This window comes from Azospirillum sp. Sh1 (assembly GCF_008365135.1).
In the GTDB taxonomy this organism is placed as follows: domain Bacteria; phylum Pseudomonadota; class Alphaproteobacteria; order Azospirillales; family Azospirillaceae; genus Azospirillum; species Azospirillum oryzae.
This window is the reverse complement of sequence record NZ_VTTK01000046.1, coordinates 36,646-50,703: the sequence shown is the minus strand read 5'-3', so window position 1 is coordinate 50,703 and position 14,058 is coordinate 36,646. Positions and strand designations below refer to the sequence as shown.

Here is a 14,058-nt window from a genome sequence, read left to right as displayed (position 1 = left end):
AAAACACAGCCCAGCGCAATTCGTCACGCCCGACCCGTCTATCGCTTCCCTCTCATGTTAGCGCCTATGGGAGGGTTAGGGAGGGGGCAGCTCGCGCCGTAACTTCCCTCACCCCAGCCGCACCACGCATAGCTTGTCCTCCGCCCCCTTGGCGGCGGCCTTGTGGTCGGCGATGGCGGCGTTGACGGCGTCGGGGGTCAGTTGGCCGCAGCCGGGCGGGATCACCACGGCGACGCCGCTGGCCGCCAGCAGCGGGAAACGCCGCAGCGCCCCATAGCGGTCTTTCGCCAGGAAGCCGCCGCTGACCCGCGTTTCGGCGTCGTACAGGCTCTCGGCGTCGGAGCGGAACAGGGCCAGCAGTTCCACCAGCCGCGCCAGCACCTCGCCCTCCTCGCCACCGCTGACGCCCAGGAAGAAGTCGTCGCCGCCGATATGACCGGCGAAGGCGTCGGCGTCGATGGCGGCCCCGGCGCTGCCGGCCCAGGCCTTCAGCCGCTCGCTGAACATCAGGATGGCGCGGTCGCCCTGGCGGAAACCGAAATTGTCGTTGAAAGGTTTGAAGTTGTCGAAATCCAGATAGGCCAGCACATGGCCGCGGCCCGGGTCGGCCAGCGCCCCTTCGATGTGGCGCAGGATCGCGGCGTTGCCCGGCAGCCGGGTCAGCGGGTTCTGGTCGGTCGCCATCGCCAGGTTGCGCTCATGCACCAGCCGCAGCAGGGCGCCGCTCGACAGCACGCCGGCATAGGCGCCGCCCTCCACGATCACGATCCCGTCGGCGGCGGATTCGGTGGAGAAGGCCTCGATCACCCGGTCCAGCGGGGTGGAGATGTCGCAGACCGGCGAACGGATGACCAGATCGTCCAGCCGGTCGCCCAGGCCGCGGTTGCGCAGCAGCTCCCCGCCAAAGCGCGAATAGACGTAACGCTTCAGGTCGCGCTCGCGGATCAGGCCGAGCGGCCGGTCATGCTCGTCGGTGATCGGTGCGATGGGGGCGCTGCCGTCGCGGCGGAAATAGTCCAGCAGCTCGGTCTTGCGCGAATCCACCCGCAGCGGCGGCAGCCGCTCGATCACCTCCGACAGGCGGCGGTGCGACTCGCTGGGCTGGCGGCGGTCCTGGCGGTTGAGGTCCTCCACCATCGCATAGCGGTTGGGCAGCCCGGTCAGATCCACCCGCGGCCGGGCGATCAGAAAGCCCTGGGCGAAGTCGCAGCCCAGATCGCGGCAGGTGTAGAACTCGGTCGCGGTCTCCACCCCCTCCGCCACGATCTGGATGCCCAGCGCATGGGCATGGCCGGCCAGGGCCGCCACCAGCGCCCGCTTGCGCGAATCCGCGTCGATGCCGGCGATGAAGAAGCGATCGATCTTCACATAGTCCGGCCGCGCTTCGTACAGCGTGCGCAGGCCGGAATGGCCGACGCCGAAATCGTCGATGGCGATCCCGACCCCGCTCTGACGGTAGCGGTCCACCGCCGCATCCACCGCGACGCCGCTGGGCACCGGCCGGCTTTCCGACAGTTCCAGCACGATGCCGCTGTTGCGCGACGCCGCCGGATCGCGGGCGAGCCAAGGCGAGTCGGGCCGGCCGATCAGCCGGGCGTCCAGGTTCAGGAACAGCTTCGCCTCGCTCCACCCCGACAGCGCGCGGTAGGCCGCGACCGCCTTGGCGTGCAGCGCCGTCTCCACCGTCGCCAGCAGGCCGGCGGCCTCGGCGGCATCCAGCAATTCGCCCGCATTGGCGAAGCCGGTGCGCTCGAACCCGCGCAGCAGCGCCTCATAGCCATGGCAGCGGCCGGACCGCAGCTGGACGATGGGTTGGAAGGCATAGCGCAAGAGCCCGACCGCCGATGCCCAATCGAACGTCGCGGCGGCACCGTCGGCGGAGCGGACGGCGCTCCAGTTCGCGCCATAGGACTCGGCACGGCCGCTCTCCAACCTCCCGGTTTCAATCCCGGCCATAGTCGTGGTCAGCACAGTCATCGCTCGGTCCGCCAGCGCCGGTCCCGTCTGGGATCAGCATCCGCTTGTAACAGAGCTTGTTTGCGGTTTCATGACCGCAGCGCCACGTTGTTGCGCAACGCGCCCTCCCGCCGCAGACGCGGAGGAACAGGCAGGATCCGAATTCCGGTTGATCATAGGCCCACCGCGCACACGGTTCGGTGGAATGCGCGTTGCCCGCACCACCGTGCATCGCTATGCATGCAGTGGTGGGAACCGGGCGGCGGAATGGCCACCGCCCGCGTCCCACCTACCTGGGAGCACAGAGTGGAAAAAGCACTCGTCCTCCTGGTCCTGGTGCTTTAGCTGATCAAGGCGATCCTTGACCTGCTGAAGTAACCGGACCGGACGGAGGGTGCGGTTGGCCCCGCACCCTCCTGTCCGCCAGAATATGGTCAAACCGCCCTCCGCCGCAAGACCCACCCCACCACCGGAACGCTCATCCGGGCCTCTGCCGCTCAATCGGCCGGAGAGTGCCTCCCAATCCGCGGCCCGGCCGTCCCGAATCGAATCCTCGTATCGCCGCGCCCGCCTGCGCTATAGGAAGGCCCCGCCAGTCATGAGGGCGGTTCGGGTGAGTGGGAGACGAGCGGGATGAAGGTCGGCATCGACATGGGGGCGACAAACGCGGGCAGCGCCGCGACGCTCGACCTGGAGGAGCTGCTGGCGACCCGTCTGCTGGTCCAGGGCAATTCCGGCTCCGGCAAGTCGCACCTGCTGCGCCGGCTGATCGAACAGAGCGCCCAATGGGTGCAGCAGGCGGTGATCGACCCGGAGGGCGACTTCGTCACCCTGGCCGAACGCTTCGGCCATGTGGTGGTCGAGGCCGACGAACACAGCGAGGCCGCCTTGCAATCGGTCGCCGCCCGCGTGCGCCAGCACCGCGTTTCCGTCGTCCTGAACCTGGAGGGGCTGGACGCGGAAATGCAGATGCGCCACGCCGCCGCCTTCCTGGGCGGGCTGTTCGATGCCGACCGCGACTTCTGGTATCCGATGCTGGTGGTGGTGGACGAGGCGCAGCTGTTCGCCCCCTCGGCCGCCGGCGAAGTGTCGGACGAGGCGCGCAAGGTCTCGCTCGGCGCCATGACCAACCTGATGTGCCGCGGGCGCAAGCGCGGGCTGGCCGGGGTGATCGCCACCCAGCGTCTGGCGAAGCTGGCGAAGAACGTCGCCGCCGAGGCGTCCAACTTCCTGATGGGCCGCACCTTCCTCGACATCGACATGGCGCGCGCCGCCGACCTGCTGGGCATGGAGCGCCGGCAGGCGGAGATGTTCCGCGACCTGGAGCGCGGCCATTTCATCGCGCTCGGCCCCGCTTTGTCGCGCCGGCCGCTGCCGCTGCGCATCGGCGCGGTGGAGACCCAGGGCCGCACCGGCAGCCCGACCCTGATGCCGCCCCCCGCCACGCCGGTGGCGGACGCCCGCGACCTGATCTTCACCACCACCGAGCCGGAGCCGCCGCGCTACGTGCGCCGTCCCTCCACCTCGGCCAGCGCCGACCTGATGGCGCAACTGGCGCGCGGCCGTCCCGCCGCCCCGCCGTCGTCCCCCGACGATGACGCCGAACAGCCCGCCCTGCTGCCCTTGGAGCCGGAGGAAACCGCCGAACAGGCCGCCGAGCGCGAAGCCGGTTATGACGAGGTGCTGGCCGAGGTGCTGGCCGACCCGGAGGCGCCCTACCGCTCGCTCGCCGTGCTGTACCAGGATTTCCTGGTGCGCTGCCGGGGCCGCGGGGTGGACGGCGACCGTCTGGCCCTGCCCGCCTTCCGCCGCCGTCTCGCCACCGCCCGTGCCGGGGCGGGCAGCGGCGACGATCCGGCCTGGCAGCGCGCGACGGAGGTCGCCGCCACGCTGGCGGAGGACATCCAGCCGGTCTTCCTGCTGTTGGCCCGCGCCGCCCTGGACCATGCCCCCTGCCCGTCCGACGCCGACGTGGCGCGCGCCTGCGGCAGCCGGTCGAAGGGGCGCGGCCGCCGCCTGCTGACCTACATGGAACAGCGCGGCTTCATCACCAGCCGCAGCGGCCTCGGCAACACCCGCGCCATCACCCTGCCGGCGCTGGGCTGGGAAACCGCGCTGGGCGACCCCAACGCCGATGATGCCGCCGACGCCCCCGACACCAGCAATGGGGGCGGGCTGTTCGCGGCGGGCTGATCCGCCTCAGGGTTTGTGAGTTTTCAGAAGCTATTATTGGCGGTCATCCCCGCGAAGGCGGGGATCCAGGTTTCAGGATCAAGCGGTTGATATGGCTGGATTCCCGCCTTCGCGGGAATGACGGCCGAGAGAAGCTCTTGATGAGATTCGATGCGAAGCGGTTCATTCATCGAGCCTCTCTCAGCAGAACTCATAAAGCTCACAAATTATTAACTCCCCGCCGTCGGCGCGCTCACCGGCTTGCCGGTCCGGCTCCAGCTGGTGACGAAGTCGTTGACGCCGGGCACCGCCATCATGTGCGAGTCCTTGACGTAGACGAAGCGCTTCGGCCCGAAATCATATTCGGTCAGCGTGACGCCGGCGGCGCGGCAACGCTTGTATTCGGCAGCGCTGATCGGACGGTCGGAGGCCACCATGTCGGGATGGTCCAGCCCGACCCCGGCGCAGAAGGCGCGGAATCCGGCGGCGGTGCCGCGGGCATCGAGATGCGGCTTGGTGTCGGGGCCGCCGTCATATTTGGCCGCCACCTGATCGATGGTGCCGCGCAGGGCCGGGCTGCCCACGATCCAGATGCCGCGGGCTTCCGGCGGCGGCTTGGGCACGGCCGGCGGCGGAAGGGCGGCGGTCTGTTGCGGCGGCGGCATGGTGCCCGGCATCTGGCAGCCGGCGAGCAGGGCGGCAGCGGCAAACGCGAGGGCCAAACTGCCGGCCGGCGCGGAAAAACGGATCATCGGGCGTCTCTCTCCTCAGGATCATCGGACATCCGGGCGGCAAGGCCCGGGGGCTGACAATGAGGATGCTCCCGCCCGGCTTCAACGGCCCGGCCGCCGCTTGTCCCACAGGCCGCCCCGATGCGCCGCTCGCCATCCATGAGCAATCGCGATAGGATGAGCGCCACTGATCACCATCCGGAATGTATCCTCATGTCCCTGCCCGACCTGGAGATCGACGCGTTGCGCGCCTTCGTCACCGTGGCGGAGGCCGGCGGCTTCACCGCGGCGGCCGAACGGCTGGGCCGGACGCAGTCGGCGATCAGCGTCAAGGTCAAGAAGCTGGAGGATCTTCTCGGCCGCCGGGTGTTCGAGCGCACCAGCCGGTCGCTGGCGCTGACCCATGACGGCGAACTGCTGATGGGCTATGCCCGCCGCCTGCTGGACCTGAACGACGAGACGGTGCGCCGCTTCACCGAACCGGCGGCGGAGGGCGAGCTGCGGCTGGGCGTCGCCGAATATTTCCTGTCCGACCATCTGCCCCATGTGCTGCGCCGCTTCGCCAAGCTGCACCCGCGCCTGCACATCGACGTGCGGGTGGGGATGTGCAGCGATCTGGTCACGGCGCTGGATACCGGAGAGTTGGACCTCGTGATCTCGCGCCGCGATGCCGGCGACAGCCGCGGCCGCGCCATCTGGACCGAGCCGATGCGCTGGATCGCCGCCCCCGGCCTGGAAATCCCGGCCGACGGCCCCTTGCCCTTCTGCGCCCTGCCGGCCCCTTGCGTCTTCCGCAACCGCGGGCTGGCGGCGCTGGGCGAGACCGGACGGTCCTGGCGGGTGGTCTACACCAGCGCCAGCGTCATGGGGGTCCAGGCCGCCGTCCGCGCCGGGCTTGGTGTGGCGGTGCTGAGCGAATCCTCGGTACCCGACGGCGTGCGCCGGCTGGGGGTGGAGGATGGGCTGCCCGAGCTGGGCAATGTCGAAATGGCGATCTTCGGCGAGACGCCGCGCAACCGCCGTCTCGCCGAACCGCTGGTCGGCTTCATCGTGGAAAGCCTGGCGGCGATGCGCCCGGCCCGCCCGCCGCTCGCCCTGGCGGGGTAAAGCGGCGGGGGGACGCGCCGGCGGATCAGAAGCCTTCCAGCACGACCTTGCCGCGGGCCTTGCCCGATTCGATCAGGGCGTGGGCCTTGCGCAGGGTGGCGGCGTCGATGCGGCCCAGCGTTTCCGTCAGCGTCGTGCGCAGGGTGCCGGCATCGACCAGCCGCGACACCTCGGTCAGCAACTCGTGCTGGGCGATCATGTCGTCGGTCTGGAACAGCGACCGGGTGAACATCAGCTCCCAATGGAGCGAGACGCTCTTGCGCTTCAGCAGGCGGACGTCGATGGGCTCCGGATCGTCGATCAGGCCGATATGGCCCTGCGGCGCCACCAGCTCGACCAGATCCGGGAAATGGCGGTCGGTCGCGTTGGTGGAGAAGACGTAATCGACACCGGCAAGTCCCAGCGCCTTCACCTGCTCCGCCATCGGCCGGCTGTGGTCGATCACGTCATGGGCGCCCAGTTCGCGCACCCAGTCGGCGGTCTCCGGCCGCGAGGCGGTGGCCAGCACCCGGACCTTGCTCAGCCGGCGGGCCAGCTGGATGGCGATGGAACCGACGCCGCCGGCCCCGCCGACGATCAGCAGCGACTTGCCTTCTCCACCTTCACGCGGCAGGCCCAGCCGGTCGAACAGCATCTCCCAGGCCGTGATGGCGGTCAGCGGCAGGGCGGCGGCCTCGGCGACGCTCAGGCTGGCCGGGCGGGCGCCGACGATGCGCTCGTCGACCAGATGATATTCGCTGTTGGTGCCGGGACGGTCGATGGCGCCGGCATAGAACACCGCGTCGCCGGGACGGAACAGGGTCACGCCCGGTCCGACCGCCTCGACGATGCCGGCGGCGTCGAAGCCCAGGATGCGCAGGTCACCGTTAGCCGGCGAGGCGTTGCGGCGCAGCTTGGTGTCCACCGGGTTGACCGACACCGCCTCCACCCGGACCAGCAGGTCGCGGCCGGCGGGCGTCGGGCGGTCGATCTCGACGTCGATCAGCGCGTCGGCATCCGTGATGGGCAGGGATTTGCGGTAACCGATGGCTTTCATGATGGCCTCGTCTTCATGCTGTGGAGGAAGTCGGGACACAGGATGACGGCGCCCACCGGATATGTGAAATTCATAGTTCTTGTTTCATCCATCAGAAACCGCGATGGACGGCTTGCCGCCGCACCCGCTCCGGACAGGGTGACGCCAAAGGGGTATGGAATAGCCGGGCGGGTTGGGCTGTTTGTACCGATGACCGCTTTCTTCGCCGATCCCGGTCCTCCGCAAGACAGGAAGCAAGGCCATGCGCACCATTCGTCCGACAATCCTGCCGAAGATGCTGACCGCCCTGCTTCTGGCCGCGGGTGCGGCCACGCTGTCCGGCTGTGTCGCCTACGATGGCTACGATCCCTACTATCCCGCTTACGGCGGGCCGGTGGTGGCGCCGCCGCCCACCGTCTATGCGGTGCCGCCGCCGGTCATCGTGCAGCCCGGCTACCGCTACCGCTCGTGGGATGGCGACCGCCGCTGGGGCGACCGCGGTTGGGGCGATCGCGGCGATCGCGGCTGGCACCGCCGGGAATGGAACCACAACGGCGACCCGCATGCATGGGAACGCCCCGGCGGCCCGCGCGGCTGGGGCCGCTAGATCGGATCGCGTAGAATCGGAATCGATTTGGAGCGTGAATCCGATCGCCGAACATAAAGCCACCGCGTCATGCGTTTAATATGAAACGCACGACGCGGTGGATCCTGATCAGCGTCCTTCGTCAGGCGGCCGACGCCGGCACCTGATCGGCGCGGTTGCGCAGCACCAGGATGGTGTGGTCGTCGTCGCACACCGCGCCGTCGCGCAGCAGGACCAGTGCCGCCAGCGTCGGTTCGACCGTGCGCAGGTCACGGCGGATGAACAGGGCGGGCAGCCGGGCGCATCCGCCGGTGTAGAGCACGACGTGGTCGCCCGGTCCCCACAGCAGATGGACGGCGGCCGGGGCCAGCGGGTTGAAGCCGATCATCGCCCAGCGCGCGCCGAGCGCCGTCAGTTCCTGCGGCCGCACCACCGCCCCGGCCACGGTGCCGAGCGCGGTATAGTCGACGGCCTTGGCGTCGAAACGCAGAACCGCGACGGCGGCCCGTCCGATCTGCGCCAGGGTCTTGTCCTCGGAAAGCCCCAGTTCGGGCCGCCCCTTCAGATCGCGCCGGATCGCATTGACCACCATGGGCGCCGGCAGGCCGGGCACCGTGGCGGCGACCACCGTCTCCACCTGCCGGATCACCCCGGGCGTCATCACGGTGGGGGGATAGCGGGGAGGACCATAGACCTCGCCATTGCCCTCCCCGGCCCCGGCCCCGGCGTCCACGCCTGCATTGCCGCCGGCCACCGTGTCGCCGTCGATCATCAGCGCGATTCCGCAGGGGCCGTACCCGCCGCGGGCGGGCGCGCAGCTGACGAACCAATGGTCGATGAAGGGGCCGCCCCGCGCGGCCTCGCCCCCGCTCCGCTCGACCATGACGGACCCGGTTTGCACCATGGCGTCGGCGGGCGGCGCATCGTCCGCCCCGGGCCGCAACACGCGGGCCAGCAGCGCCGAGCCGATGCCCGGTGTGGCATGGATGTGGAAACGGTCGGCCTGCGCCCGGACCGTTTCCAGCGCGACGCCGAGCCCGGCGGGCGCATCGCCCTCGGATGGCGCGGGCAGCTCGGCGGTGGCGGGATCGCGGTCGTAGGCCAGGCATTCGACACCGGCGCCCGACCGCATCCGCGCAATCAGCAGAGTCCCGTCCGGCAGGCCCAGCGCATGCTCGGCCAGCGCGGCCACCAGCCGGTCCAGCCGGGCCGCCTCGTCGGCCGCCAGTACGCCCTCGGCCCGCTCCGCCGCGATCCGACGCGCCGTGGCGATGTCGTCGGGCGACGCCACGGCAATGCGACGGTGACCATGATCGGGGAACATCGGACCGCTCCTGTCGGCGTTCTGGTTGCTCATCGCCAGAACATTACAATCCTCTTGGGGTCAAGCCCACGCAAAGGACACGTCTCGTCTCATTTTTCGTCCGGCCGGAGCCGGACGAAGCGCAACTTCCAGGATGCCGCCTCGTGCCCTGCGTCAGGATGCCGCCACTTCCATCAGTACCGGCTGGGCCGGCTGGCGGACGGGAAGCCCATGGGGCAGGTCGCGCCCGCGCAGGATCTCCGCCGCCTCCCACAGGCGGCCCAGCCCGACGATGGACCGGCAGCCGGTCTTTTCCATGATGCGGGCGCGGTGGACCTCCACCGTCTTGATGCTGATGCCCAGTTCCCAGGCGATGGTCTTGCTCTGCTTGCCCTCGACGATCAGTTCCAAGACCTCCGACTCGCGGCGGCTCAGCAGGGCCAGCCGGCGGACGGCGTCGCGGCTGCGGTCGCGCTGCTGGGCCTGCGGATTGCCGGAGGCGAGACAGGCGCGCAGCCGCTCCAGGAAGGCCGGGATGGCGAAGGGATGGGCGATGCAGTCCATCGCGCCGGCCTTCATCGCGGCCACGGCGGCGTCGACGTCGCCCTGCTCGGTCACCACCAGAACCGGCAGGTCATGCCCGTGCAGCGAGGCCTCGGCCATGAATTCGATGGCGGTCATGTCCGGCAGGTCGCTGCGCAGGACGATGCAGGCCGACGCGGTGCCCAGCACGGCCAGCGCGTCGGCGGCGGTGCTGTGGACCCGGCAGGCGATGCCGACGGCGCCCAGCGCCCGCGAGAGCGTGCTGCGCGACAGCAGGTCGCCGTCGACGATATGAACCAGACAGGCGGTTTGCGTGTAAGCGGGCGCGGACATTTGCAGGGGCATCTTGGGACCTCCACCACATCGGACCGGCGAACAGCGCCGGCTCCACACGACGATCGATCCGCTACCGAACCGCCGCCATGACCCGCATTTTAGCGGTCATCCCTTATTGACCGCCGCAGGCGCGAGGGATAGTGGGGATGTCTAAAAGGATATCGGGGATATTATACGGGCGAACATCCGAACAAGAAACCCAATCAAGGCGCTATCCCGCGGCGCGGTACAAAACCAGATGGCGAACTTCGCAAGTATATTCGCAAGTTATTCTCCTGGACCGACTGCCGGCTTACAGAAGACGCCATTCCAAATTTTCTGCACACGAAGTAACTCAATCCTAATTTTTTTGTTTCCTAGACGCAGTTTTAAAATTTCCCTTTGACGGTAATTTTATTATTGGCGCTGGTCGCGCCTCCGCTCATGCCCGGCGGCGGGTCGCCAGGACGATGCCGGCGGCGATCAGGGCGATGCCGATCCCGTGATACAGATGCGGCTGCTCGCCCAGGAACAGGATGGCCAGCAGACTGCCGAAGACCGGCACCAGATGGATGGCGAGACCGGCGGTGTTGGGACCGAGCAGTTCCACTGCCCGGTTGAAGCAGAGATAGGCGGCGATGGACGGGAACAGCACGGTATAGCCGACCGCCAGCAGGGTGATGCCGCTGGCCTCTACCGGATGGCCGGTCAGGCTCTCCCAGATGTAGAAGGGCAGCAGTTCCACCGCGCCGATGGCGAAGGTGACGACGACGAAGCTCAGACCATGAATCGCCGGCCGGCGGCGCAGGAGGGTGGTATAGGCGGCATAGATCACCACCGCCGCCAGCATCCAGACGTCACCGGCATTCAGCTGCAGTCCCAGCAGCGTCGCCGGATCGCCGTGCGAGATCAGGGTCATCGCGCCGACCAGGGAGACGGCGATCCCCACCCCCTGCATCGCCCCGATCCGGTCACGGAACAGCACGAGGCTCATCAGCACGATCATCACCGGCATCGACGACTGCAGCATCACGCAGTTCAGCGCGGTCGTCGTGTTCAGCGCGATGTATTGAAAGGTGTTGTAGATGCCGATGCCCAGCGTGCCCAGCAGCAGGACGCTCTTCCACCGCGCCAGGATCGGCGTGATGTCGTGGCGCAGGTGCGGCCAGGCAAAGGGCAGCACCACCAGCATGCCCAGGCACCAGCGCCAGAAGGCCAGCCCGATGGGCGGCACCGCCCCGGCGACCGCGCGCCCCAGGACCGCGTTGCCGGCCCAGAACAGGGGCGGCAGCATCATCAGCAGCCAGGCCTGATCGGCCAGGCGGGATCCTTTGGCGGAGGCGACGCGGTTGGCGGGCATCGGGCTGTCCGTGCTTCAGCTGCGGCGGCGGGGCGAGGCGAAGACGCTGGACGCGGACAGGGCGCCGCCGCGGTCGCCGCTGTCTTCGGCGCGGAAGACGCTGGGGCGGGATTCGCGGCGGGGATGGCGCGGCGCGTCTTCACGGCCCTCGCCACCACGGCCCTCGCGCCCCTCGCGGCCCTCGCGGGGCGGCTTGGCGGGCTGGCGCAGTTCGGCGTCGAGTTCGGCGATGCGCTTGACCAACGCTTCACGGATGGCGGGGGCCGCGTGGGCTTTCAGCGTCGCCAGCTGCTCCTTGAGCTGAACCAGCTGACGCTGCTTCTCCTCGCGGCTGCGCTTGATGGCGACGTTGTCGGAATGCTGGCCCTCGAAGGAGCGCATGGAACAGGCCCTCGTTGAAATATACGGAAGTCAGGAGGCCGGCGCCCCACGCTGGGGCACCCGGCAAGAGAGGGGCGGATTATTGGGAGGCGACCGCGGCAAAGCAAGGCGGACTTCGCCTTGACATTTCAGGATGGCCGGGGTGTCACGGCCCACCGGCACTTGCGCGGGGCCCGCACGTCCGACCGAAGCCTGAATCACACCTCATCGACCGTCACCCCCGCGAAGGCGGGGGTCCAGGCTTTCGCGGCAAGTGCTTGAAACGGCTGGTTCCCCGCCTTCGCGGGGATGACGCTGAAAGCGGTGCCCGACGGCTCGGCGGAGTGGCTGACCACCAAGCTGCATGCCTGTATGCCCCCGCTCCCCCGCTTCCCTCCGGGCAAAAGAAAAAGGGCGCCCCCTCGCGGAGGCGCCCCTTTCCCGAACCGTGGAACGGTCGGCCGATGGGCTATTAGAAGCCCATGTCGTCCATGCCGCCCATGCCACCCGGCATGCCACCCGGAGCAGCCTTCTTCTCCGGCTTCTCGGCGATCATCGCCTCGGTGGTGATCAGCAGGCCGGCGATCGAGGCCGCATCCTGCAGAGCGGTGCGGACCACCTTCACCGGATCGATGATGCCGGCGGCGACCAGATCGGTGAACTCACCCTTCTGGGCATCGTAGCCGAAGTTGGGGTCGTTCTGGTCCAGCAGCTTGCCGACCACGATCGAACCGTCGGTGCCCGCGTTGTAGGCGATCTGACGGACCGGGGCCTGCAGGGCGCGGCGGATGATGTCGATGCCGACGCGCTGCTCGTCGTTGGCCGGGACCAGCTTGTCCAGGGCCTTGCCGGCGTACAGCAGGGCCGAACCGCCACCGGCGACCACGCCCTCTTCCACCGCGGCGCGGGTGGCGTGCATGGCGTCGTCAACGCGGTCCTTGCGCTCCTTCACCTCGACCTCGGTCGCACCGCCGACGCGGATGACCGCGACGCCGCCGGCCAGCTTGGCCAGACGCTCCTGCAGCTTCTCGCGGTCGTAGTCCGAGGTGGTCTCCTCGGCCTGGGCGCGGATCTGGCCGCAACGGGCTTCGATGTCGGCCTTCTCGCCGGCGCCGTCGACGATGGTGGTGGTCTCCTTGGAGATCACGACCTTCTTGGCGGTGCCCAGCATGTCGAGCGTGACGTTCTCGAGCTTGATGCCGAGGTCTTCCGAGATGACCTGGCCGCCGGTCAGGATGGCCATGTCCTCCAGCATCGCCTTGCGGCGATCACCGAAGCCCGGGGCCTTCACGGCGGCGATCTTCAGGCCGCCGCGCAGCTTGTTGACGACCAGGGTGGCCAGGGCCTCGCCCTCGATGTCCTCGGCGATGATCAGCAGCGGACGCGACGACTGCACGACCGACTCCAGGACCGGCAGCAGCGGCTGCAGGCCCGACAGCTTCTTCTCGTGCAGCAGGATGTACGGATTCTCGAGATCCGCGATCATCTTGTCGGCGTTGGTGATGAAGTACGGCGACAGGTAGCCGCGGTCGAACTGCATGCCCTCGACGACGTCCAGCTCGGTGTCCAGGCTCTTGGCCTCTTCCACCGTGATGACGCCCTCGTTGCCGACGCGCTCCATCGCCTGGGCGATCATCTTGCCGATCTCGGCTTCGCCGTTGGCGGAGATGGTGCCGACCTGGGCGATCTCGTCGTTGGTCGTGACCTTCTTGGCGCGGGCCTGGATGTCGGCGACGACGGCGGCGACGGCGATGTCGATGCCGCGCTTCAGGTCCATCGGGTTCAGGCCGGCGGCGACCTTCGTCACGCCTTCGCGGACGATGGCCTGGGCCAGGACGGTGGCGGTGGTGGTGCCGTCACCGGCCAGATCGTTGGTCTTCGAGGCGACCTCGCGGACCATCTGGGCGCCCATGTTCTCGAACTTGTCCGACAGCTCGATTTCCTTGGCGACCGACACACCGTCCTTGGTGATGCGCGGAGCGCCGAAGGACTTCTCGATCACGACGTTGCGGCCCTTCGGGCCCAGCGTGACCTTCACGGCGTCGGCGAGGATGTCAACGCCACGCAGCAGCTTTTCGCGCGCGGTGGGGCCGAACTTGACGTCTTTGGCAGCCATGTCTCGATTCCTTTAACTTGTAAATTTCGAAGGATACGGGCGGAGGACTTAGGCCTCGATGACGCCCATGATGTCCGATTCCTTCATGATCAGGTAATCGACGCCTTCGATCTTCACTTCCGTGCCCGACCACTTGCCGAACAGGATACGGTCGCCGGCCTTGACGTCCAGCGCCACGACCTTGCCGGCCTCGTCACGGGCGCCGGGGCCGACGGCGATGATCTCGCCTTCCTGCGGCTTTTCCTTGGCCGTGTCGGGGATGATGATCCCACCCTTGGTCTTGGTGTCGGACTCCAGACGCTTGACGACGACGCGGTCGTGCAGCGGGCGGAACTTCATGGAATGCCTCCTTGGATCAAGGCTTGGTTCTGACTGACGTGAATTGGCGCGGGCGGCGGCTGTTAGCACTCCCACCCGGCGAGTGCCAGACAGCTAATCGAACCGGTTTGGGGATTCAAGAGGCTCGTTTCGGAATTTGGCGCGAATGCCGGCAG

13 protein-coding genes are annotated in these 14,058 nt (G+C 68.5%); 3 read left to right on the top strand and 10 right to left on the bottom strand.

The annotated features are described in order from the left end of the window. Positions 1 to 108: 108 nt before the first annotated feature. Positions 109 to 1,977 carry a GGDEF domain-containing protein gene (locus tag FZ029_RS29305; RefSeq protein WP_149273363.1) on the bottom strand — a complete coding sequence of 623 codons (1,869 nt, stop codon included), beginning with the start codon at positions 1,975 to 1,977 and terminating at the stop codon, positions 109 to 111. Between the two features lie 612 nt (positions 1,978 to 2,589). Between FZ029_RS29305 and FZ029_RS29300 the strand changes: the two genes are divergently transcribed. Continuing rightward, on the top strand, positions 2,590 to 4,149 hold the full coding sequence (locus FZ029_RS29300) for an ATP-binding protein (RefSeq protein WP_149273361.1): 1,560 nt from the start codon (positions 2,590 to 2,592) through the stop codon (positions 4,147 to 4,149). A 23-nt stretch (positions 4,150 to 4,172) separates the two neighbouring features. Here the strand turns inward: FZ029_RS29300 and FZ029_RS33255 are convergent, their stop codons facing one another. Both FZ029_RS33255 and FZ029_RS29295 read right to left on the bottom strand, forming a co-directional pair. Beyond that, the gene (locus tag FZ029_RS33255; protein ID WP_188052110.1) at positions 4,173 to 4,319 is read right to left on the bottom strand and encodes a hypothetical protein; all 147 of its coding nucleotides are present in this window, start codon (positions 4,317 to 4,319) and stop codon (positions 4,173 to 4,175) included. Positions 4,320 to 4,358: 39 nt separating this feature from the next. Continuing rightward, positions 4,359 to 4,880 carry a substrate-binding domain-containing protein gene (locus FZ029_RS29295; RefSeq protein ID WP_149273359.1) on the bottom strand — a complete coding sequence of 174 codons (522 nt, stop codon included), beginning with the start codon at positions 4,878 to 4,880 and terminating at the stop codon, positions 4,359 to 4,361. 192 nt (positions 4,881 to 5,072) lie between these two features. Here FZ029_RS29295 and FZ029_RS29290 point away from each other — a divergent pair, with 192 nt between their 5' ends. Beyond that, complete coding sequence (locus FZ029_RS29290; RefSeq protein WP_149196801.1) at positions 5,073 to 5,966, top strand: LysR substrate-binding domain-containing protein; 894 nt, start codon at positions 5,073 to 5,075, stop codon at positions 5,964 to 5,966. Positions 5,967 to 5,991: 25 nt separating this feature from the next. On the opposite strand, the gene FZ029_RS29285 is transcribed toward FZ029_RS29290, so the two are convergent. Then, positions 5,992 to 7,002 carry a zinc-binding alcohol dehydrogenase family protein gene (locus FZ029_RS29285; RefSeq protein WP_149273355.1) on the bottom strand — a complete coding sequence of 337 codons (1,011 nt, stop codon included), beginning with the start codon at positions 7,000 to 7,002 and terminating at the stop codon, positions 5,992 to 5,994. A 241-nt stretch (positions 7,003 to 7,243) separates the two neighbouring features. On the opposite strand from FZ029_RS29285, the gene FZ029_RS33250 reads away from it, so the two are divergent. Beyond that, positions 7,244 to 7,588 (top strand): hypothetical protein, encoded by a 345-nt coding sequence (locus FZ029_RS33250; RefSeq protein ID WP_188052109.1) that lies wholly within the window; start codon positions 7,244 to 7,246, stop codon positions 7,586 to 7,588. A 121-nt stretch (positions 7,589 to 7,709) separates the two neighbouring features. On the opposite strand, the gene FZ029_RS29275 is transcribed toward FZ029_RS33250, so the two are convergent. The 6 genes from FZ029_RS29275 to groES form a co-directional block, all read right to left on the bottom strand. Continuing rightward, positions 7,710 to 8,891 (bottom strand): anti-sigma regulatory factor, encoded by a 1,182-nt coding sequence (locus tag FZ029_RS29275; protein WP_149273353.1) that lies wholly within the window; start codon positions 8,889 to 8,891, stop codon positions 7,710 to 7,712. Positions 8,892 to 9,044: 153 nt separating this feature from the next. Next, entirely contained in the window at positions 9,045 to 9,746 is a 702-nt protein-coding gene (locus FZ029_RS29270; RefSeq protein WP_246457569.1) for a LuxR C-terminal-related transcriptional regulator, read from the bottom strand. Positions 9,747 to 10,170: 424 nt separating this feature from the next. Further along, positions 10,171 to 11,088, bottom strand: a complete 918-nt coding sequence (locus tag FZ029_RS29265; protein ID WP_149273351.1) for a DMT family transporter — start codon at positions 11,086 to 11,088, stop codon at positions 10,171 to 10,173. A gap of 15 nt (positions 11,089 to 11,103) precedes the next feature. After that, positions 11,104 to 11,469 carry a hypothetical protein gene (locus tag FZ029_RS29260; protein ID WP_149273349.1) on the bottom strand — a complete coding sequence of 122 codons (366 nt, stop codon included), beginning with the start codon at positions 11,467 to 11,469 and terminating at the stop codon, positions 11,104 to 11,106. A gap of 451 nt (positions 11,470 to 11,920) precedes the next feature. Further along, a complete protein-coding gene (gene groL / locus FZ029_RS29255) occupies positions 11,921 to 13,564 on the bottom strand; it encodes a chaperonin GroEL (protein ID WP_149196807.1) in 1,644 nt (547 codons plus the stop codon). Between the two features lie 48 nt (positions 13,565 to 13,612). Next, complete coding sequence (gene groES / locus FZ029_RS29250) at positions 13,613 to 13,903, bottom strand: co-chaperone GroES (RefSeq protein WP_014248860.1); 291 nt, start codon at positions 13,901 to 13,903, stop codon at positions 13,613 to 13,615. Between the last annotated feature and the right edge of the window lie 155 nt (positions 13,904 to 14,058).

Coding starts and splice junctions, on each gene's coding strand:
- FZ029_RS29305 (WP_149273363.1), bottom strand. CDS start 1,977: ATGACTGTGCTGACCACGACTATGGCCGGGATTGAAACCGGGAGGTTG.
- FZ029_RS29300 (WP_149273361.1), top strand. CDS start 2,590: ATGAAGGTCGGCATCGACATGGGGGCGACAAACGCGGGCAGCGCCGCG.
- FZ029_RS33255 (WP_188052110.1), bottom strand. CDS start 4,319: ATGAATGAACCGCTTCGCATCGAATCTCATCAAGAGCTTCTCTCGGCC.
- FZ029_RS29295 (WP_149273359.1), bottom strand. CDS start 4,880: ATGATCCGTTTTTCCGCGCCGGCCGGCAGTTTGGCCCTCGCGTTTGCC.
- FZ029_RS29290 (WP_149196801.1), top strand. CDS start 5,073: ATGTCCCTGCCCGACCTGGAGATCGACGCGTTGCGCGCCTTCGTCACC.
- FZ029_RS29285 (WP_149273355.1), bottom strand. CDS start 7,002: ATGAAAGCCATCGGTTACCGCAAATCCCTGCCCATCACGGATGCCGAC.
- FZ029_RS33250 (WP_188052109.1), top strand. CDS start 7,244: ATGCGCACCATTCGTCCGACAATCCTGCCGAAGATGCTGACCGCCCTG.
- FZ029_RS29275 (WP_149273353.1), bottom strand. CDS start 8,891: ATGTTCCCCGATCATGGTCACCGTCGCATTGCCGTGGCGTCGCCCGAC.
- FZ029_RS29270 (WP_246457569.1), bottom strand. CDS start 9,746: ATGTCCGCGCCCGCTTACACGCAAACCGCCTGTCTGGTTCATATCGTC.
- FZ029_RS29265 (WP_149273351.1), bottom strand. CDS start 11,088: ATGCCCGCCAACCGCGTCGCCTCCGCCAAAGGATCCCGCCTGGCCGAT.
- FZ029_RS29260 (WP_149273349.1), bottom strand. CDS start 11,469: ATGCGCTCCTTCGAGGGCCAGCATTCCGACAACGTCGCCATCAAGCGC.
- groL (WP_149196807.1), bottom strand. CDS start 13,564: ATGGCTGCCAAAGACGTCAAGTTCGGCCCCACCGCGCGCGAAAAGCTG.
- groES (WP_014248860.1), bottom strand. CDS start 13,903: ATGAAGTTCCGCCCGCTGCACGACCGCGTCGTCGTCAAGCGTCTGGAG.